17 protein-coding genes are annotated in these 19,237 nt (G+C 63.4%); 3 read left to right on the top strand and 14 right to left on the bottom strand.

Annotated elements, in window-relative coordinates; translation table 11 throughout:
• Nucleotides 1-112: 112 nt before the first annotated feature.
• The 10 genes from eco to ABM562_RS21110 form a co-directional block, all read right to left on the bottom strand.
• Complete coding sequence (gene eco, locus ABM562_RS21065) at nucleotides 113-592, bottom strand: serine protease inhibitor ecotin (RefSeq protein WP_115086722.1); 480 nt, start codon at nucleotides 590-592, stop codon at nucleotides 113-115.
• Between the two features lie 57 nt (nucleotides 593-649).
• Nucleotides 650-1,420 carry a 3-hydroxybutyrate dehydrogenase gene (gene hbdH, locus ABM562_RS21070; protein ID WP_115086721.1) on the bottom strand — a complete coding sequence of 257 codons (771 nt, stop codon included), beginning with the start codon at nucleotides 1,418-1,420 and terminating at the stop codon, nucleotides 650-652.
• Nucleotides 1,421-1,430: 10 nt separating this feature from the next.
• The gene (locus ABM562_RS21075; RefSeq protein WP_134064942.1) at nucleotides 1,431-2,822 is read right to left on the bottom strand and encodes a GntP family permease; all 1,392 of its coding nucleotides are present in this window, start codon (nucleotides 2,820-2,822) and stop codon (nucleotides 1,431-1,433) included.
• Between the two features lie 278 nt (nucleotides 2,823-3,100).
• Nucleotides 3,101-4,492, bottom strand: coding sequence for a sigma-54 interaction domain-containing protein (locus ABM562_RS21080; protein WP_115086719.1), 1,392 nt, complete (start codon nucleotides 4,490-4,492; stop codon nucleotides 3,101-3,103).
• 29 nt (nucleotides 4,493-4,521) lie between these two features.
• Entirely contained in the window at nucleotides 4,522-5,544 is a 1,023-nt protein-coding gene (locus ABM562_RS21085) for an ABC transporter permease (RefSeq protein ID WP_115086718.1), read from the bottom strand.
• Nucleotides 5,544-6,602 (bottom strand): microcin C ABC transporter permease YejB, encoded by a 1,059-nt coding sequence (locus ABM562_RS21090; protein ID WP_115086717.1) that lies wholly within the window; start codon nucleotides 6,600-6,602, stop codon nucleotides 5,544-5,546. The genes ABM562_RS21085 and ABM562_RS21090 overlap by 1 nt, the downstream gene beginning before the upstream one ends.
• On the bottom strand, nucleotides 6,599-8,452 hold the full coding sequence (locus tag ABM562_RS21095; RefSeq protein WP_115086716.1) for an extracellular solute-binding protein: 1,854 nt from the start codon (nucleotides 8,450-8,452) through the stop codon (nucleotides 6,599-6,601). The genes ABM562_RS21090 and ABM562_RS21095 overlap by 4 nt, the downstream gene beginning before the upstream one ends.
• A gap of 93 nt (nucleotides 8,453-8,545) precedes the next feature.
• Complete coding sequence (locus ABM562_RS21100) at nucleotides 8,546-8,827, bottom strand: peptidylprolyl isomerase (RefSeq protein WP_010226518.1); 282 nt, start codon at nucleotides 8,825-8,827, stop codon at nucleotides 8,546-8,548.
• 116 nt (nucleotides 8,828-8,943) lie between these two features.
• Nucleotides 8,944-10,005: a 3-deoxy-7-phosphoheptulonate synthase gene (locus ABM562_RS21105; RefSeq protein ID WP_115086715.1), complete on the bottom strand. Its 1,062-nt coding sequence runs from the start codon at nucleotides 10,003-10,005 to the stop codon at nucleotides 8,944-8,946.
• A gap of 548 nt (nucleotides 10,006-10,553) precedes the next feature.
• Nucleotides 10,554-11,219, bottom strand: a complete 666-nt coding sequence (locus ABM562_RS21110) for a response regulator transcription factor (RefSeq protein WP_115086714.1) — start codon at nucleotides 11,217-11,219, stop codon at nucleotides 10,554-10,556.
• Between the two features lie 162 nt (nucleotides 11,220-11,381).
• Between ABM562_RS21110 and ABM562_RS21115 the strand changes: the two genes are divergently transcribed.
• Nucleotides 11,382-12,008, top strand: a complete 627-nt coding sequence (locus tag ABM562_RS21115) for a response regulator transcription factor (protein ID WP_115086713.1) — start codon at nucleotides 11,382-11,384, stop codon at nucleotides 12,006-12,008.
• Here ABM562_RS21115 and ABM562_RS21120 read toward each other — a convergent pair.
• Together ABM562_RS21120 and exaA are read right to left on the bottom strand one after the other, a co-directional pair.
• Nucleotides 12,005-12,643, bottom strand: a complete 639-nt coding sequence (locus ABM562_RS21120; RefSeq protein ID WP_460423223.1) for a pentapeptide repeat-containing protein — start codon at nucleotides 12,641-12,643, stop codon at nucleotides 12,005-12,007. The two genes, ABM562_RS21115 and ABM562_RS21120, sit on opposite strands and share 4 nt — an antisense overlap.
• A gap of 111 nt (nucleotides 12,644-12,754) precedes the next feature.
• Nucleotides 12,755-14,626 (bottom strand): quinoprotein ethanol dehydrogenase, encoded by a 1,872-nt coding sequence (gene exaA / locus ABM562_RS21125; protein ID WP_134064614.1) that lies wholly within the window; start codon nucleotides 14,624-14,626, stop codon nucleotides 12,755-12,757.
• Between the two features lie 260 nt (nucleotides 14,627-14,886).
• Here exaA and pedF point away from each other — a divergent pair, with 260 nt between their 5' ends.
• Nucleotides 14,887-15,324 carry a cytochrome c-550 PedF gene (pedF, locus tag ABM562_RS21130; RefSeq protein WP_010226528.1) on the top strand — a complete coding sequence of 146 codons (438 nt, stop codon included), beginning with the start codon at nucleotides 14,887-14,889 and terminating at the stop codon, nucleotides 15,322-15,324.
• Between the two features lie 84 nt (nucleotides 15,325-15,408).
• On the opposite strand, the gene ABM562_RS21135 is transcribed toward pedF, so the two are convergent.
• A complete protein-coding gene (locus ABM562_RS21135) occupies nucleotides 15,409-16,560 on the bottom strand; it encodes an acyl-CoA dehydrogenase family protein (protein ID WP_115086710.1) in 1,152 nt (383 codons plus the stop codon).
• Nucleotides 16,561-16,576: 16 nt separating this feature from the next.
• Nucleotides 16,577-17,647, bottom strand: a complete 1,071-nt coding sequence (locus tag ABM562_RS21140) for an enoyl-CoA hydratase/isomerase family protein (RefSeq protein WP_460423226.1) — start codon at nucleotides 17,645-17,647, stop codon at nucleotides 16,577-16,579.
• Nucleotides 17,648-17,985: 338 nt separating this feature from the next.
• Here ABM562_RS21140 and ABM562_RS21145 point away from each other — a divergent pair, with 338 nt between their 5' ends.
• Entirely contained in the window at nucleotides 17,986-19,167 is a 1,182-nt protein-coding gene (locus tag ABM562_RS21145; protein ID WP_115086708.1) for a porin, read from the top strand.
• Nucleotides 19,168-19,237 lie beyond the last annotated feature (70 nt).

Consider the following 19,237-nt stretch of genomic DNA (forward strand, 5'->3'; position numbering starts at 1 on the left):
GGGACAATACCCCTTGGCGAGTGCAAACAGCCTGATCAAGACAGTTGCTCCCACAAGATCTGGGTTCACTCGATTCCTGTGGGAGCTGGCATTGCCAGCGATCAGCAGTGCTTTATTCCACTGTAGCTTTTTTCACTTTGTTCGAGGCCGACCAGACGCGGTAACGTACTTCAACGCCTTCCGGCACGTACACCACCACCGGCAACTTGCTGTTGTAACGCAGCATAAAACCTTCGCCGACCACCGGCACGAATGCCTGTTTTTTCTTGCCGTCCGGGCAGGCCATCAAGGTCGAGGCCGGGCCCATGACTTTTTCCAGACGGTAGTAGTTGTAACCCCAACCTTGCAGGGTCTGCTCTTCGAGGTTGCCGCCCAGGTGCTGGCGGTTGCAGTCGACTTCCAGTTGCTTGCCAGCCAGCACTTCGAGTTTGTAGGCCGACTCGTCAGCCTGCTTTGGCAGGTGGATCACCTGGCGGGTAAAGCCTTTTTCGGCCTCGGGGTAGGGCGCCACGTCCTTGAGGCTGGCGGCCTGTACCGAAGTACCGACTGCCAGGGTCAGGGTGAACAACGCGGTGAGGGAGAGTGGGCGCATAAGGCCTCCTTGCAGGTCAAAAAACACGATGCCGCAGCCAGGTTGCCAGGCTGCCCGTCACTGGGCCAGCCAGCCGCCATCGATGTTCCAGGCAGCGCCACGAACCTGACTGCCAGCCTCGCTACAGAGGAACAATACCAGCTCACCCAGGTGTTCGGGAGTGACGAAGGCCAAAGACGGCTGCTTCTCGGCCAGCAGATCGTGCTGGGCCTGCTGCGGATCGACACCGTTGGCGGCACGGTCATCGATCTGTTTCTGCACCAGCGGCGTCAGCACCCAACCCGGGCAAATCGCGTTGCAGGTAATGTTGCTGGTGGCGGTTTCCAGCCCGACCACCTTGGTCAGGCCCACCACCCCGTGCTTGGCCGCCACATACGCAGCCTTGCCGGTGGAGCCGACCTGGCCGTGCACCGACGCGATGTTGACGATCCGCCCCCAGTTGCGCGCGCGCATGCCCGGTAGCACCAGGCGGGTACCATGGAACACGGCCGACAGGTTGACGGCGATGATCGAATCCCAGCGCTCCACCGGGAAGTCTTCGACCGCCGCCACATGCTGGATGCCGGCATTGTTGACGAGAATGTCGACGCCGCCGAACTCGCGCATCGCGTAGGTGAACAGGTCCTGGATTTGCGCCACGTCGCTGAGGTCCGCCGGGTGATGGCCGACCCGGGTACCGTGGCGGGCGACTTCGGCAATCGCCGCGCTGGCATCGCCAAAGCCATTGAGGATCAGGTTGGCGCCGGCCTTGGCCAATACCTGGGCGATGCCCAGGCCGATGCCGCTGGTAGAGCCGGTGACGACTGCTGTCTTGCCGATGAGACTCATAGGGTGCTCCTTAAACGATACCGGTGGCATAGAACGTAGCAATCACCACGAACACCGCCAGGGTCTTGATCAGGGTAATGCCGAAAATATCCTTGTAGGCCTCGCGGTGGGTCAGGCCGGTGACCGCCAGCAGGGTGATCACCGCGCCGTTGTGCGGCAGGGTGTCCATGCCGCCGCTGGCCATGGCTGCGACCCGGTGCAGCACTTCAAGGGGAATGTTGGCGGCGTTGGCGGCGGCAATAAAACTGTCGGACATCGCCGCCAGGGCGATGCTCATGCCGCCGGAAGCGGAGCCGGTGATACCGGCCAGCAAGGTCACGGTAATCGCTTCGTTGACCAGCGGGTTAGGGATGGCCCGCAGTGCATCGGCCAGCACCAGAAACCCCGGCAGCGAGGCGATCACCGCGCCAAAGCCATATTCGGAGGCCGTGTTCATCGCTGCCAGCAAGGCGCCGCTCACCGCGCTTTTGCTGCCCTCGGCCAGGCGGTTCTTGATCGCGCCGAAGCCTGCCACCAGCACCAGCAGGATGCCCAGCAGCAACGCCGCTTCCACCGCCCAGATCGCCGTGAGCTTGGCGATATCGGTCTGCACCGGCGTGCTCATGCCCGGCAGGCTGAGGCTATGGGTCTTGCCGTACCAGGCCGGAATCCAGTGGGTGAACAGGAGGTTCATCACCCCCACCAGCAGCAGCGGCGACAACGCCAGCAGCGGGTTGGGCAGGGTGAGGTCGGCGGCGGTTTCCGGCTCGTTGCGCAGCTCGCTGCCATAGCCTTCACCGGCGCGCTGGGCCTTGTTGCGCTGGCGCTGCAGGTAGAGCATGCCGGTGCAGAACACGAACAGGGTGCCGATCAGGCCCAGCCAGGGCGCGGCCCAGGCGGTGGTGTTGAAGAAGGTGCTGGGGATGATGTTCTGGATCTGCGGGGTGCCGGGCAGCGCATCCATGGTGAAGGAAAACGCCCCCAGGGCGATGGTGGCCGGGATCAGGCGCTTGGGGATATTGCTCTGGCGGAACATCTCGGCGGCAAACGGGTACACCGCAAACACCACCACGAACAGCGACACACCGCCGTAGGTGAGCAGGGCGCAGACCAGCACGATCACCAGCATCGCCTGACGGGTGCCGAGCAGGCGGATGGCGGCGGCGACGATCGAGCGCGAGAAGCCCGATAGCTCGATCAGCTTGCCGAACACGGCGCCGAGCAGGAACACCGGAAAGTACAGCTTGATGAAGCCGACCATCTTTTCCATGAACACCCCGGTAAAGGCCGGGGCGACCGCGGAAGGGTCAGTCAACAGCACCGCGCCAAGGGCGGCAATGGGGGCGAAGAGGATAACGCTATAACCACGGTAGGCAGCCAGCATCAACAGCGCCAGGGCTGCCAGGGCGATGATCACACTCATCGAGTGTCTCCTTGGGTGCATCTTGTTTTTGTTGGTTAGGAGGAGATAGCGGGAATCGTGCCATGTTTATAAGCTATTGAATTTAAAGGTAAAAAGTGAATTCTTTAATGGATTCAATTGAATTTGTCTCTATGTTGAGACAAGCCCTGTGGGAGCCGGCCTTGCCGGCGATGGGCTGCAACGCAGCCCAAAGCCTGGCAAGGCTGCGCCTTGCATCGCCGGCAAGGCCGGCTCCCACAGGGATAGGCATAAGTCTCTAATAAGAGACTTGATTCCAGTTATTGGGACTTGATTCCCAGCGCCACCAGTTTCTTGTACAGCGTCGACCGCCCCAACCCCAGCTGCCGCGCCGCTTCCGGTACATTCCCGGCACAGCGCGCCAGGGTGTTTTCGAGTAACTGCCGCTCAAACTCGGCACAGGCCTGTTTATAGTTCACTTGCGGCGCCTGGACCTGCAGCGGCGCCAGGTTGCCCAGCGCCGCCTGCACATCCCGCACCCCCAAACGCAATTGATCCGTCAGCAAGGTCGTTCGTTCCAGCACATTGCGCAGCTCACGGATATTGCCCGGCCAGGCATGCCGGGCCAGCAGCGCCTGGGCTTCATCTTCCAGCTCGTGCTGGCTGCCCAGCTCTTCAAGAATGGCTTCGCTCAGTGCCGGCAAATCGTCCAGCCGCTCACGCAACGGCGGCACCTGGATCGGCAGCACATTGAGCCGGTAGTACAGGTCGGCACGGAACTCGCCACGGGCCATGGCCGCCTGCAGGTCGGTGGAGGTCGCGGCGATGATCCGCACATCGCTCTGGATCATCTGGTTGGAACCCACCGGCTCGTATTCCTTTTCCTGCAGCACCCGCAGCAACTTGCTTTGCAGGGGCAAGGGCATGTCGCCGATCTCATCGAGGAACAAGGTACCGCCCTCGGCAATCTGCAATTTGCCCGGGCGGCCCTTGCGCTCGGCACCGGTAAAGGCACCCGGGGCGGTACCGAAGAACTCGGCTTCGAGCAGGGTTTCGGGAATCGCCGCACTGTTGATGCTGACAAACGCCTTGTGCGCCCGCGGCGAGGCAGCATGGATGGCGTGGGCCAGCAGCTCCTTGCCGGTGCCGGTCTCGCCCAGCAGCAACACCGGGGAATCACTGCTGGCGCCACGCCGGGCGCGGCGCTTGACCTCAAGGCTGGCGGCGCTGGTGCCGATGAACTGGGCAAAGCTGTATTTGGCCTGGCGGGCGCGCAGCAACGAGCGGGTCGAGGCCAGTTCCTGCTGCATGCTGGCGTAGCGCTTGAGCAGCGGCGAGAGGCTGCGCAGCTCGTCGAACAGGGCAAAACCGATGGCGCCGATCAGCTTGCCGGCAGCGTCGTGCACCGGCAGGCGCATCACTACCAGCGGCTCCTTGGGGGTGTCGAGCATGTCCAACAGGATCGGTCGGCCGTTGTTCACCACGTCGCGCATCAGGCTGCCGGGGATGACACTTTCGCACGGTTGGCCGATGGCGCTGCTGGCGTCTTCAAGGCCAAAGCGCCGGGCATAGCGCTCGTTCATCCAGACGATGCGCGCATCACGGTCGACGATGATCGTGCCTTCGCTGGACTGCTCGATGATCTCGAACAGCGAACGAATCGCCAGCAGGCGCACCTGCTGATAGTCCTTGAGGCTGTCACTGTCCTGCATGGGCCGCTCCGCCGGAGTAAAGGCTGCGATTATGCCCGTGGATCGAAGGCTTCGCGCAAGGCATCGCCTATGAACACCAACAGCGACAATATCAATGCCAGGGCAAAGAACGCGGTAAAGCCCAGCCACGGAGCCTGCAAATGCTGCTTGCCCTGGGTCACCAGCTCACCCAGCGACGCGCTGCCGGCCGGCATGCCGAAGCCGAGAAAATCCAGGGCGGTGAGGGTGGTGATCGCGCCGGTAAGGATGAACGGCAGGTAGGTCAGGGTGGCGTTCATGGCGTTGGGCAGGATGTGCCGCAGGATCACCCAACGGTCCGGCAGGCCCAGGGCGCGGGCGGCCAGCACGTACTCGAGGTTGCGTCCACGGAGGAACTCGGCGCGCACCACATCCACCAGCGCCAGCCAGGAAAACAGCGCCATGATCCCCAGCAGCCACCAGAAATTCGGCTCGACAAAGCCGCTGAGGATGATCAGCAGATACAACACCGGCAGGCCCGACCAGACTTCCAGCAGACGCTGCCCGATCAGATCGACCCAACCGCCGTGGTAGCCCTGCAAGGCGCCGGCGGCGATGCCGATCAGTGTGCTGATCGCCGTCAGCGCCAGGGCAAACAGAATCGATACCCGGGTGCCATACAGTACCCGCGCCAGCACATCCCGGGCCTGGTCGTCGGTGCCCAGCCAGTTGACCGCAGACGGCGGGCTGGGTGCGGGTACCAACAAATCGTAATTCGGCGTATCGGCGCTGAAGGGCACCGGTGCAAACAGCATCCAGCCGCCCTGACCCTCGATTAGCTGGCGTACGTACTGGCTGCGATAGTCCGGCTGAAACGGTAGCTGGCCGCCGAATTGCTGTTCGCTGTAGCGCTTGAATGCAGGGAGATACAGCTGGCCCTGATAGCCCAGCAGCAACGGCTTGTCGTTGGCCACCAGTTCCGCGCCCAGGCTCACCAGCAGCAACAAGGCAAACAGCCACAGCGAAACCCAGCCCCGGCGATTGCGCCGAAAGCGCTGCAGGCGCCTGCGCGAAACCGGCGACAGGCTGAACATCAGTGCGCCCTCGTGGCAAAGTCGATGCGCGGGTCGACCAGGGTGTAGCACAGGTCACCGATCAGCCTCACCAGCAGGCCGAACAGGGTGAAGATGAACAGCGAGCCGAACACCACCGGATAATCCCGCGACACTGCCGCCTCGTAGCTCATGCGCCCCAGGCCGTCGAGGGAGAAAATCACCTCGATCAGCAGGGAGCCGGCGAAGAACACGCTGATCAGCGCCTGGGGAATGCCGGCCACCACCAGCAGGATGGCATTGCGAAACACATGCCCATACAGCACCCGCTGCTCGCTCAGCCCCTTGGCCCGGGCGGTGATCACGTACTGGCGGGTGATCTCGTTGAGAAAGGCGTTTTTGGTCAGCAGGGTCAGCGTGGCAAAACCGCCGATCACCAGCGCACCCACCGGTAGCACCAGGTGCCAGAAGTAGTCGGCGATCTTGCCCAGCAGGCTGAGCTGGCCGAAGTCTTCCGAAACCAGCCCGCGCACCGGAAACCAGTTCAGCGAGGTACCGCCAGCAAACAACACGATCAGCAGCAGGGCGAACAGGAACGAAGGCAGGGCATAGCCAATGACGATCAGGCTGCTGCTCCAGGCATCGAACGCCGTGCCGTGGCGCACCGCCTTGCGGATCCCCAAAGGAATCGACACCAGGTAGGTGATCAACGTGGCCCAGAAGCCGAGCGACAGGGTCACCGGCATCTTCTCCAGGATCAGGTCGGTAACCTTGGCGCCGCGAAAGAAGCTGGAACCGAAGTCCAGCCGGGCATATTGGCTGAGCATCAGCCACAGGCGTTCGGGCGCGGACTTGTCGAAGCCGTACTGGCGCTTGATGTCTTCCAGCAACTTGGGGTCCAGGCCGCGGCTGGCGCGCGAGCTGGCGTGCAGGGTTTCGGCGCTGGCCCCGGGCGCACCGCCGCCAATGCCCTGCAGGCGCGCAACCGCCTGCTCGACCGGGCCGCCCGGCGCGGCCTGGACGATGACGAAATTGACCAACAGGATGATCAACAAGGTCGGGATGATCAGCAGCAGACGGCGCAGGATGTAGCCGATCATGGCGGGCTCCCCAGGCGCTCGGCCATCTGCGCGTTGGTCAGCGGCGTCGGGCTGACTTCCCACCAACTGTCCAGGCCTTCGTCGTAGCTCGGCTGCACCTTGGGCAGGCCGAAGCGGTTCCACCAGACGGTGGATGAGCCAGGCGGGTAATAGTTGGGGATCCAGTAGTAGTTCCAGCTCAGCACCCGGTCCAGGGCATGGGCATGGTGGAGCATGTCGGCCTTGCTCGCCGCCTTGACCAGGCCGTCGAGCAGGCGGTCCACCGCCGGGTCCTGCAGCACCATGTAGTTGTTCGAGCCGGGGTCGTTGGCTGCCGCCGAGCCAAAATAGTTGTACAGCTCAAGCCCCGGCGACGGCGACACCGGGTAGCCGGTGACGATCAGGTCATAGTCGCGGGCCATCAGCCGGTTGACGTACTGCGAGGCGTCGATGCGGCGGATCTCCAGGGTGATGCCGATCTGCGCCAGGTTGCGCTTCCACGGCAGCAGCAGGCGTTCGAAGCCGGCCTGGCCATTGAGGAAGGTGAACGTCAGCGGTTCCCCCTGGGCGTTGACCAACTGATCGCCCCGGGGTTTCCAGCCAGCCGCCTCGAGCAGTGCCAGCGCTTGCAGTTGCTTGTCGCGAATCAGCCCCGAACCGTCGGTGCGCGGCGCTTCGAACACCTGGTTGAAGACCTCGTCGGGCACCTGCCCGCGCAACGGTTCGAGCAACTTGAGCTCCTGCACATCGGGCACGCTGCGCGCCGCCAGGTCACTGTTGGCGAAAAAGCTCTGCTGGCGAATGTACAGGTTGCGCATCATCTGCCGGTTGCTCCACTCGAAGTCCCACAACAGCGCCAGCGCCTGGCGTACCCGGCGGTCCTTGAACACCGGGCGCTGCAGGTTGAAGACAAATCCCTGGGCGGTCTGCGGCGCATCCTTGGCCAGGTGCGCGCGTTGCAGGCGGCCATCGTCCAGGGCCGGGCTGGCATAGCCGAGGGTATAGGCGGTGGCGGAGAACTCGCGGTTGTAGTCGAAGCCGCCGCCGCGCAGCACCTGGCGCGCCACTTCGGTGTCGCCGAAGTATTCGATGCGCAATTGGTCGAAGTTGTAGCGGCCACGGTTGACCGGCAGGTCGCGGCCCCACCAGCTTTTGTCGCGCTCGAAAGTGATGCTGCGGCCGTTGTCGACCCGGCCGACCTTGTACGGGCCGCTGCCCAGCGGTGCTTCGAAGCCGGCACCATTGGCAAAGTCGCGGTCCTTCCACCAGTGCTCGGGCAGTACCGGCAAGGTCGCCAGGTCCAGGGGCAGCGTGCGGTTCTGGTTGCTTTTGAAGTGGAAGATGATCTGCCGCGGGTTCTCTACCGTGACCTCATCAACATCGGCGAATTGAGTGCGGTACCTGAGATTGCCCGCACGCATGAACAGCTCGAAGGTGTAGCGCACATCCTCGGCGCGGATCGGCTGGCCATCGGCAAAGCGTGCTCGAGGGTCAAGATAGAAGCGCAGCCAGTGCCCGTCGGGATCGCGTTCAAGCTTTTGCGCCACCAGCCCATACACCGTGTAGGGCTCGTCCTGCGAGCGCACGGCCAGCGGTGAGTACAGCCAGCCATCGACCTCGGCAACGCCGATGCCCTTGTCGATATAGGGAATGAGGTGGTCGAACTGGCCGATCTCGATGGCCGAGCGGCGCAACGTTCCGCCTTTCGACGCGTTGGGATTGGCGTAAGTGAAGTGCTGGAAGCCGGCCGGGTAACGCGGCGCTTCACCGTAGACGGTCAGGGCGTGAACGGGTGCTGACGTGGCGGCGCATGACCAGGCAAGTGCCAGGCCGAAGACGAACAACAGGAAGGGGAAGGGAGCAATTCGCAAGCGCCTGACCACCTGAACCACGACTGTGGCTGAAGCTTAGCAGGTCACTCGGGTGAACAAACCGGCCCTGAGGGCCGGCTTGTCAGCCAGCGATCAATCCTGACGGCTGGTCACTTCCAGCAGGTGATAACCGAACTGGGTTTTCACCGGGCCTTGCACGGTGTTGACCGGTGCGCTGAACACCACGGTATCGAACTCTTTGACCATCTGGCCCGGGCCGAACGAGCCCAGGTCGCCGCCCTGGCGGCTCGATGGGCAGGTGGAGTTGGCCTTGGCGATTTCGGCGAAATCGGCGCCAGCTTCGATCTGGGCTTTCAGTTCATTGCACTTGTCTTCAGTGGCAACCAGGATGTGACGGGCAGTGGCTTTGGCCATGGGAGTGGCTCCTTGGGGTAAAACCCCAAGCCTAACGCAAATGAGGGTTGGCTGATAGTAATCGCGGGGCAAGTGGGAGGGGCGGTGCGGCGACCCGACTTGCCCCGCGATAAGGCTCACAACCGCTCAGCCGCCTCACGCAGCAAACGTTCGGTCGAATCCCAGCCCAGGCAACCATCGGTAATCGACACACCGTATTTCAGCGGCTGCGCGCCCAGCGCCTGGCAGCCGTCGAACAGGTGGCTCTCAAGCATCATGCCGACCAGCGAGGTGTCGCCCTGCAGGCGCTGCTCGAGCACGTCGTTGAACACCGCCGGTTGGCGCAATGGGTCCTTGCCGCTGTTGGCGTGGCTGCAATCGACCATGATGCGCGCCGCGACCCCGGCCTTGGCCAGGCCCTGGCGAGCCAGGGCGATACTTTGCGGGTCGTAGTTCGGCCCCTTGTTGCCGCCGCGCAGCACCAGGTGGGTGTCGGCGTTGCCCAGGGTTTCGACAATCGCCGGGTAGCCTTGCACGTCCATGCCGAAATGCCGATGACTGTGGGCGGCGCTGCGGATCGCGTCGCAGGCGATGCCAACGCCGCCGTCGGTGCCGTTCTTGAAACCGACCGGCAGGCCCAGGCCGCTGACCATCTCGCGGTGAATCTGCGATTCGGTGGTGCGCGCACCAATCGCCGCCCAGCTCAGCAGGTCATCGAAGTAGCCGGCCGCCATCGGCTGCAGCAGCTCGGTGGCTACCGGCAGGCCGCATTCGAGCATGGCCAGCATCAGCCCGCGGGACAGCGCGATGCCGCCGTGCATGTCGTCGCTGCCATCCAGGTGCGGATCGTAGGCCAGGCCTTTCCAGCCGACGGTGGTGCGCGGTTTTTCCACGTAGGCGCGCATCACCAGGAGCATCTTGTCACTGACCTCAGCAGCCAGGCGCGCCAGACGCTGGGCGTATTCGCGGGCCGAGCGGGGATCGTGCAGCGAGCAAGGGCCGACGATCAGCAGCAGGCGCTTATCTTTGCCGTCGAGAATGGCGCGTACGGCCTGGCGATGGGCTTCGACCTGGGCGGCGAGGGCGGGGGACAGCGGCATTTGCTGCTTGAGCAGCAACGGGCTCGGCAGACGTTGGCTGACAGCGCTGTTGGCAGCGCAAGGTTCGGACAGTGGCAGAGCGAGGGTGGACGATTGCATGTTCTGGATTCCTGGGCGGCTGGCGGGGTCTGGCCCGCGCTGTCGGCCCTATCGAGGTGTTCGACAGTTGGCCGGATTGACGTCATGTGTGTGCGTGCCACCAACAAGTGACCGATCGGAGGCGGCAGGCTGGCCCGAACGGGATTGGCTAAATCGCCAGAAGCTGAAGCGTTGGTAACGGTGGTAGGTGGCGTAGTTCATGTTCTGTTCCTCAATGTAATTCGGTAATTGCCGGGGCCTTGAAACGCAAAACCCCCGGTCGGGGGGCCGACCGGGGGTTGAGTATTCTCGTGTTCGGCGGCCCCTTGAAAGTGGGCGCCGGTGTGGGTATCAGCGGCGCCTGTGGCTAAACCAATACCCAAAATAAAACGCTGCCGGGGAGGCGGTCGCGCACTCGACAGCCGCCACAGGGCGCGACAGGCGACCGGTGCTGCAAGCGTGAGTGAGGGGTGTGTGCGACATATGACTCTCCAGTTGATGTTCCCGAGCTTACTTCAGGCCTTGCCAAGGTTTCAATGGCTAATTTGCATGAATGCGATATGCCAGGGCTATCGCCGCAGGTAGGCGGTGAAGTCGATGTCGCCGGCACTGAGGATCGCCTGCACGCGGTTGTGCACATTGAGCTTGCGCAGAATCGCCGACACGTGAGCCTTGACCGTGGTTTCGGCGATGTCGAGGTTGTAGGCGATCTGCTTGTTCGATTCACCCTTGGTCATGCGTTCGAGCACCAGCAATTGCTTGCGGGTCAGGGCTTGCAGCAGTTCCGGGGCAAAGCCCTGGTGTTCGCCATGGCTGCGCCGGCTGCTACTTTTCTGGGTGCGGATGATGTCCGGTGGCAGGTAGACGTTGCCGTTGAGGATCTGCTCGATGGCCTCGGTCATCTGCGAGCGCGGCGAGGACTTGGTGATAAAGCCGACGGCGCCGTAAGTGATGGCCTGCAGTACCACCTGCTTGTCCTGTTCGGCCGAAACGATCACCACCGGGATGGTCGGCGCCTCGTTGCGCAGGTTGATCAGCCCGCCCAGGCCGTGCATGCCGGGCATGTTCAGGTCGAGCAGGATCAGGTCGAGGTCATCGTGATCGCCGGTGATCGCCAGGGCGCTGTCGAGGTCGGCGGTTTCCATCACCTCGCTGCCGGGAAAGCCGTCGCTGATGACATTGTGGATGGCCTCGCGAAACAACGGGTGGTCGTCGGCGATCAGGATCTTGTACATGGCTTTGCACCTTATTGTTGTGGTTGTGCTGCACCCCTGTATTACAGGCCAGGTGCAACGCTTTGGGAATGCGACCATCGACAAGCAAAACAGTACCAAAGTAGTAGTCGGGCGCCCAGATGGGCGATCTAGCATGGGGAAACCCCGCAGGAGCACGTTGAGATGGCCATTTTACTGGTCGATGATCACCCCATGCTGCGTCTGGGCCTGGCCGCTGCGCTGCAACAGGGCCTGGAGGGCATGGCGATCATTGAGGCGGCCAGCGGCGAAGAGGCCCTGCACAAGGTCGGCGAGCAGTTGCCGGGGCTGGTGATCATGGACTTCGACCTGCCCGGGATCAGCGGCCTGGAAACCACCCGGCGCCTGCGCCAGCGCCTGCCGCAACTGCGTGTGCTGTTTTTCAGCGAGCACACTGACCTGGGCCTGGTGCGCCAGGCCATGGAGGCGGGCGCCTGTGGCTTTCTGTCCAAGGCAGCGGGGCCTGCGGTGTTGCTGGAAGCCGTGCGCCGGGTGCTGTCCGGGCATGCCTACATCGAACAGGCATTGGCCACCGACCTGGCCTGCCAAGGGCGTCATACCCGCGTGCAAGGCCTGACCCCGCGCGAAACCGAAATCTTCCTGATGCTGGCCAAGGGTACGCCGACCCGGCTGATCGCCGAGCAGTTGTGCATCAGCGCCAAGACTGTGTCCAACTGCCTGACCCTGCTCAAGAGCAAACTGCAGGTCGCCTCCCAGGCCGAGATGGTGCACCTGGCGATCGAGGCGGGCCTGTTGCGCATTGCCGCTTAATCCCAGGTTTTCGGGCAACCCTGGCAGCCTTCCATGTTGCTGTCCTGAAAGTTGGCGTAGTGCTGACGGCTGCCGCGCAGGTCGGCCTGTTCCAGGTTGCTTTCGCCGAACTTGGCTTCCTGCAGGTTGGCGTCGGCAAGGTTGGCGCCCTTGAGGTCGGCCTTGCTCAACCAGGTCATTTCCAGGTCGGCGGCCTGCAATTTGCTGTTGTGCAGTTTGGCCCCGGAGAGGCGGGCGAACTCCAGGTAGGCGGCGCTCAAGTCGGCGTTCTCGAAGTTGGCGCCCTGGGCGAACATGCCCCAGGCTTGTACGGCAACCAGCTTGGCGTCACGCAGGTCGGCCAGGCGCAGGTTGCTTTGCTGCAGGCTGGCACGGGTGAGGTTGGCGCCTTGCAGCTGGGCCTTTTCCAGGTTGGCCAGGTCCAGGCGCGCATGACGCAAATTCGCCCCGCGCAGGTCGGCACCGACCAGGTTCATCTTGCGCAGGTCCTGGTTGCTCAGGTCGGCGTTGCGCAGGTTGGCGTTGGGGCACTGGCTTTCCTGGGCGATGGTGCAGCCGTTGATGGTCAAGGGAGTGTCGTCATCGGCGAGGGCGGGGGTGCAGGCCAGGGTGAGCAGTAGCGGGAGGTATTTCATGGGGATCTCCTGGGGCTGGGCGATAGCAATCGCTGGCAAGCCAGCTCCCACAGGATTTGGTATGCACCGATCCACTGTGGGAGCCGGCCTTGCCGGCGAGAGGGCGTCAAATCAGCGCTGGGCTGTCTTGGTGTCCCAGGCCGGGATCTTGAACACCCAGAACGAGCCACCCTGAGCCACCGGCTTGGTCAGCTCGGCCATGTCGCCACCCCACAGCGGTACCGCGCCGCCATAGCCGACCGTCACGCCGATGTACTGCTCACCGTCCTGTTCCCAGGTGATCGGCGGCGAGACGATGCCGCTGCCGGTCTGGAATTTCCACAGCTCTTCGCCCGTCTTGGCGTTGAAGGCCTTGAAGTAGCCGTCACCGGTGCCGGTGAACACCAGGTTGCCCTTGGTCGCCAGCACCCCGGCCCACAGTGGCAGGCGCTCCTTGTGCTCCCAGACCATCTTGCCGGTGGTCGGGTCCATGGCCCGCAGCGAGCCGACGTGATCCTCGTACATGCGCTTGATGCGAAAACCCATGCCCAGGTAGGCCGAACCTTTCTTGTAGTTGACCTCTTCGGTCCAGTATTCCTCTTTCCACTGGTTCGACGGCACGTAGAACAGGCCGGTGTCCTGGCTGTAGGCCATGGGGTTCCAGTTCTTGCCACCGAGGAACGGCGGCGACACTTCCACTGGCTTGCCCTTGGTCTGCCCTGGCTCGGGCTTGGCCGGGCGCTGGCCGGGGTTTTCTACCGGGCGGCCGGTCTTGAGGTCGATATGGCTGGCCCAGGTGATGTTGTCGGCGAACGGGAAGGCGTTCTTCAGCTTGCCGTCGGTGCGGTCGACGACGTAGAAGAAGCCGTTGCGGTCGGCATGGGCGGTGGCCTTGTACTGCTTGCCGTCCTTGTCCTTGTAGTCGAACAGCACCAACTCGTTGTTGCCGGAGAAGTCCCAGGCGTCATTGGGGGTGTGCTGGTAGAACCACTTGACCTCGCCGGTGCTCGGGTCGACACCGACCTGGCCGGAGGTGTAAAGGCTGTCGTAGTCGTGCGGGTTGCCGTCTTTGGACGTGCGCGCCCAGGTGTTCCAGGGGCCTGGGTTGCCGGCGCCGACGATGATGGTGTTGGTCTCGGCATCGAAACTTGCGCTTTGCCACGGGGCACCGCCGCCATGGCTCCAGGCCTCGACCTTGCCGGTCTCGGTGGTCGGGTCGTTGGGCCAGGATGGCGCCTTGACGTCGCCGGTGGGGGTACTGTCCTTGCCGTTCAGGCGGCCCATATGGCCTTCGACGAAGGGCCGCATCCATACCTCGTCACCGGTCTCCGGGTCGCGGGCATACAACTGGCCGACCACGCCGAACTCATCGCCGGAGCTGCCGTGAATCAGCAGCACCTTGCCACTCTTCTGGTCCTTGATCAGGGTCGGGGCGCCGGTCATGGTGTAGCCAGCGCTGTGGTCGCCGAACTTCTTCTTCCACACCACCTTGCCGGTGTCCTTGTTCAGGGCAATGACCTGGGCATCGAGGGTGCCGAAGTAGATCTTGTCGCCATAGATGGCGGCGCCGCGGTTGACCACGTCGCAGCACGGGCGAATGTTGTCCGGCAGGCGATGGTTGTAGGTCCACAGGCGCTTGCCGGTCTTGGCGTCGAGGGCAAATACCCGCGAGTAGGAGCCGGTGACGTAGATCACCCCGTCATTGACGATGGCCTGGGACTCCTGGCCGCGCTGCTTCTCATCACCAAAGGAGTACGACCAGGCCGGGGTCAGCTTGAACACGTTCTGGTCGTTGACCTGGGCCAGCGGGCTCCAGCGCTGGGCATTGGTGCCCATGCCGTACTGCAGCACGTTGCCGGTGCTCTTGTGGTCGTCGGCGATGTCTTCCCAGCTCACCGGTTTTGCCAGGGCATGCGGGGCCAGGGCCAGGCTGCCGAGCAGGAGGACGGTGTGCACGGCGGCAGACAGCGGAGAAAGGGCGGCGGGTAACGATCTTATTGTCATGGTTGGAGTTCCCAATGAAGGTTTTGGCCTGCATAGCCTGGAACGCCAAGGGTGGGATCGATACGGAAAATCTCCCGGCTTTCACGGGAGAATTTCCCAAGCCGGACATGATTTGGCACTGCCCCACAAGCGCTACTACCAAGGGAGGAGGCTGCGACCACCAAAGCAGCATGGGGCCCTTGCCAGGGCCTTCCTAAGATGCCGGCACAACCTTTCAGCCGAGAGGTTCTTGCGTGCAAACAGCAGTCGAGGGCAGAACAATGAAAACAGCAAAACACGCCTGGTTGAGCCTGATCGTCGGTGTCGGCCTGATGAGCAGCGCCGGGGCTTTCGCCCATGGCAACGTCACGCCGACCGCGGTCAATACCGGCAACCTGGAAAAGCTCGGTGATCAGTGGCGCGCAGAAAACCCTTACCGCAACAGCAAGGACCACGACGAGGCGGTGTCGATCGGCGCTTCGGCCTATAACCAGAACTGCGCCGCCTGCCACGGCCTGGAGGCCAAGTCCGGTGGCATCGCGCCGGACCTGCGCCTGCTCGATGAAGGCGCCGCCGGTGATGAATGGTTCGTTGAGCGGGTGCGCAATGGCGCGGTACGCGATGGCCGGGTGTACATGCCGAAGATGGCCGACTACCTCAGCCAGGAGGCGTTATGGGCAGTGCGCAGCTACCTCGACAGCGTGCACGTCGAGGAGTGACTGTAGGAGCGGGCTTGTCCCGCGATGCGATATCACGGTTGAATCGCTATCGCGGGGCAAGCCCGCTCCTACAGTAGGCCGTGTTTACAAGGTGTAGTGCTTCAACTCCCGGGCAATCAGCATGCGCTGGATCTCGCTGGAGCCTTCGTAGATCTGGGTAATGCGCGCATCCCGGTAGTAGCGCTCGACCGGGTAGTCCTCCAGATACCCATAACCGCCATGCACCTGAATCGCCTTGGAGCACACCCGCTCGGCCATTTCCGAGGCGAACAGCTTGGCCTGTGAGGCTTCACTCAGGCATGGCTTGCCGGCGCTACGCAGGCGCGCGGCGTGGAGGATCAACAGCCGTGCGGCGTTGATCTGCACCTGCATGTCGGCCAGCAGGTTGGCGATGCTCTGGTGCTCGTTGATCGGCTTGCCGAACTGGATGCGGTCACGCGAATACACCAGCGCCGCCTCGAACGCCGCGCGGGCAATGCCCAGGGCCTGGGCGGCGATGCCGATACGCCCGCCTTCGAGGTTGGACAGGGCAATGGCCAGGCCCTTGCCGCGTTCGCCGAGCATGTTGGCGGCGGGGATGCGGCAATTGTTCAGGGTCACCGCGCAGGTGTCGGAGGCGCGGATGCCCATCTTGTGTTCGCTGCGATCGACCACGAAGCCTTCGTTATCGGTGGGTACCAGAAAGGCCGAGATGCCTTTTTTGCCCAGCTCCGGGTCGGTGACGGCGAAGACGATGGCCAGCCCGGCACGCCGGGCATTGCTGACGAACTGCTTGGCGCCGTTGATCACCCAGTGCTCGCCCTGCAGCTCGGCGCGGGTGCGCAGGTTGTGGGCTTCGGAGCCGGCCTGCGGCTCGGTCAGGCAGAAGCAGCCAATCACTTGCCCGCTGGCCAGGCGTTCGAGCCAGGTCTGTTGCTGCTCGGCGTTGCCATAGGCGAGCAGGGGGCCGCAGCCCACCGAATTGTGGATGCTCATCAGTGCGCCGGTGGCGCCATCGCCGGCGGCGATCTCCTCGACCGCCAGGGCATAGGCGACATAGTCGGTGTAGCTGCCGCCCCATTGCTCGGGCACGACCATGCCGAGCAGGCCCAGCTCGCCCATCTTCTGCACCACGCCGTCATCGATCCAGCCGGCCTTTTCCCAGGCCTGGGCATGGGGGGCGATTTCGCCGCGGGCGAAATCCCGGGCCATGTCGCGGATCATGATCTGTTCTTCAGTCAGTTCCAGGTCTTGCATCTGCGTACTCCAGGCCTCAGAGGCCTTCGAAGAATTGATCCACGCGCTGGCGGCTGAGGCCGGCGAGGGTGGCGGGGTTCCAGCGTGGCTGCTTGTCCTTGTCGATGATCAGCGCACGCACGCCTTCGATCAGGTCGCCATGCTCGAACCACTGGCGGTCCAGGTGCAGCTCCATGGCAAAGCAGTCTTCCAGGCTCAGGTGGCGGCCACGGCGGAGCATCTCCAGGGTCACGGCCACGGCCAGCGGCGAGCGGCTGTCCAGCAGGTCGGCGGTTTTCACCGCCCAGTCGTGGCTGTCGGCCACGGTGACTGCCCGCAACTGCTCCACGATACTGCCAACATCGGGCAGGGCGAAGAAGTGATCGATGGCCGGACGCAGCTTGGCCAGCGGCGCGTCTTCGAGCACCTGGGTGCCGAGTTTGGCCAGCGCCCCTTGCAGGTCCTTGAGCGGGTGTTCACCAAAGCTCAGGGTGTTCAGGCGTTCATCGAGGCTGGCGAGCTTGCTGCTGTCCAGGTACCAGTCGGCCAGGCCGCAGTACAGCGCATCGGCCGCCTGCACCTGCACGCCGCTGACCCCCAGGTAGGTGCCCAGCTCGCCGGGAATGCGCGAGAGAAAATAGCTGCCGCCCACATCAGGGAAGTAGCCGATGGCGGTTTCCGGCATGGCCAGGCGGCTGCGCTCGGTGACCACCCGCAGGTCGACGCCCTGGGCCAGGCCCATGCCGCCGCCGAGGGTGAAGCCGTCCATCAGGGCGAGGATCGGCTTGGGGTAATGGTGGATGCACAGGTCGAGGGCGTATTCCTCGACGAAGAAATCCCGGTGCAGGCTGTCGCCGGCCTTGTAGCTGTCGTACAGCGAACGGATGTCGCCGCCGGCGCAGAAGCCTTTCGGGCCTTCGCCACGCAGCACCACGGCGTGCACCTGGGTATCGGCGGCCCAGGCGTCCAGTTGGTGCTGCAGGCTGCGGACCATGTCCAGGGTCAGGGCGTTGAGGCCGGCGGGGCGGTTGAGGGTCAAGTGACCGATATGATTGCGAACCTCGGCCAGTACATGGGCTTCGGTTGGCGCTTGAGCGTGCGCGGTCATCGCTGTCTCCCTGCTTTGTTATTGATTTTCCACGTGTTTTAACACGGTCTGGATAGGCGCTAGAGGATCGAAGGATCGTATCAGTGCAAATTTGCCCAATACAATCCGTAAATCTGCAGGCTGAATCTGCATTTTTGCATGGGTAGGCGCGCCTAACGCACCGGGACTTGCCACTTTAGCCTTGTGACACCGGCGAACAAGGTATTAGTTCCGCCTGCGGGGAGCCAGGCCCGCGGCGCCAAAGCAGCACTCTGTACGTTCCAAGGCAGCGTATGGCTGCCTGGCGCGCATTTCGATAATCCCCTCCGACATTCGTCCCCCCGTTTGCGGAGAGCGCCATGCACAACAATAAAAACGCCAATCGCCGTTTCCTGCCTTTGCTGACCAGCCTCGTGGCCCTGGGCCTGAGTCCCTTGGCCGATGCCGAAATCATGCTTTACGACAAGGAGCAGACGACCTTTTCCACCGACGGCTACATCAACGCCTTCTACGTCAACAGCGACGTCGATCGGGCAGGGGAGCAGTACGATCGTCGCCAGTCGCGGGTGAAGATGGGCTTTCTGCCCAACTACCTGGGCTTCAACATGACCCGCCAGGTGGATGACCTCAAGCTCGGTGGCCGCGCCTCGTTCTGGGTGACCATCAACGACAGCGAAACCAACGGCACCGACACCGCCATCGACGTGCGGCAGTTCTACGGCACCGTCGCCAACCCGGAGTGGGGCGAGGTGCTGATCGGCAAGGACTTCGGCCTGTTCGCCCGCTCCAACATCCTCCTCGACGAGCTGCTCGCAGGCTATGGCCAGGTCAGTGACACCCTGGGCCTGGTGGATGGCGGCGGCGTGTCGTTCGGCAATATCGGCAGTGGCTACCCGTACCCGTTCCCGACCTCGCAGATCACCTACCGCACACCGCTAATGGAAGGCCTGCGCATCGCCGTGGGGATCATGGACCCGGTCGACACCAACGACGACAGCGCGGTGGGCAAGGCCTATCAGGAAAACCCGCGCACCGAGAGCGAGATCACCTACCAGTTCGACCTGGGCGGGGCGCAGGTCTACAGCTGGCTCAACGGCACCTACCAGACTTCGGACAATACCGACAGCAGTGTCGACTCGGTCACCTCCAAAGGTCTCGGCTATGGCGTGCAGGCAAAGATGGGCGGGTTCTCGCTGACCGGTTCGGGTTTTACCGCCAAGGGCATCAACCCGTTCTTCACCAACAATGCCGGCGAGGCGACCTTGCGCGAAGTGGACAGCAAGGGTTACCTGCTGCAGGGCTCGTACAAGGTCGGCAAGAACCGCCTGGCGCTGTCGTATGGCAAGACCAAGGATGACGGCAATGGCGCGGTGAACACCGGCGCCGACTACGAAACCCGTGGTATTGCGTTGTTTCATGACATCAACGACAACCTCAAGCTGGTGGCCGAGTACAACCAGTTCGAGATCGACGGGCATGAGGGCGATGCGCAGAATGAAGACACCGATACCTTTGCCGTGGGGGCAGTGCTGACCTGGTAAACACCAGACCTGAGCGCACAGCCAATCCTGTGGGAGCCGGACTTGCCGGCGATCGAGCGCGCAGCGGTCG

The organism is Pseudomonas sp. ZL2 (assembly GCF_054788455.1).

Excerpts from the sequence above, each read along its gene's own strand:
- ABM562_RS21090 (WP_115086717.1), bottom strand. The coding sequence starts at position 6,602 with ATGATCGGCTACATCCTGCGCCGTCTGCTGCTGATCATCCCGACCTTG.
- ABM562_RS21105 (WP_115086715.1), bottom strand. The coding sequence starts at position 10,005 with ATGCAATCGTCCACCCTCGCTCTGCCACTGTCCGAACCTTGCGCTGCC.
- ABM562_RS21075 (WP_134064942.1), bottom strand. The coding sequence starts at position 2,822 with ATGAGTGTGATCATCGCCCTGGCAGCCCTGGCGCTGTTGATGCTGGCT.
- ABM562_RS21140 (WP_460423226.1), bottom strand. The coding sequence starts at position 17,647 with ATGACCGCGCACGCTCAAGCGCCAACCGAAGCCCATGTACTGGCCGAG.
- exaA (WP_134064614.1), bottom strand. The coding sequence starts at position 14,626 with ATGACAATAAGATCGTTACCCGCCGCCCTTTCTCCGCTGTCTGCCGCC.
- ABM562_RS21080 (WP_115086719.1), bottom strand. The coding sequence starts at position 4,492 with ATGCAGGACAGTGACAGCCTCAAGGACTATCAGCAGGTGCGCCTGCTG.
- ABM562_RS21145 (WP_115086708.1), top strand. The coding sequence starts at position 17,986 with ATGCACAACAATAAAAACGCCAATCGCCGTTTCCTGCCTTTGCTGACC.
- ABM562_RS21115 (WP_115086713.1), top strand. The coding sequence starts at position 11,382 with ATGGCCATTTTACTGGTCGATGATCACCCCATGCTGCGTCTGGGCCTG.
- pedF (WP_010226528.1), top strand. The coding sequence starts at position 14,887 with ATGAAAACAGCAAAACACGCCTGGTTGAGCCTGATCGTCGGTGTCGGC.
- hbdH (WP_115086721.1), bottom strand. The coding sequence starts at position 1,420 with ATGAGTCTCATCGGCAAGACAGCAGTCGTCACCGGCTCTACCAGCGGC.
- ABM562_RS21110 (WP_115086714.1), bottom strand. The coding sequence starts at position 11,219 with ATGTACAAGATCCTGATCGCCGACGACCACCCGTTGTTTCGCGAGGCC.
- ABM562_RS21135 (WP_115086710.1), bottom strand. The coding sequence starts at position 16,560 with ATGCAAGACCTGGAACTGACTGAAGAACAGATCATGATCCGCGACATG.
- ABM562_RS21100 (WP_010226518.1), bottom strand. The coding sequence starts at position 8,827 with ATGGCCAAAGCCACTGCCCGTCACATCCTGGTTGCCACTGAAGACAAG.
- eco (WP_115086722.1), bottom strand. The coding sequence starts at position 592 with ATGCGCCCACTCTCCCTCACCGCGTTGTTCACCCTGACCCTGGCAGTC.
- ABM562_RS21120 (WP_460423223.1), bottom strand. The coding sequence starts at position 12,643 with ATGAAATACCTCCCGCTACTGCTCACCCTGGCCTGCACCCCCGCCCTC.
- ABM562_RS21085 (WP_115086718.1), bottom strand. The coding sequence starts at position 5,544 with ATGTTCAGCCTGTCGCCGGTTTCGCGCAGGCGCCTGCAGCGCTTTCGG.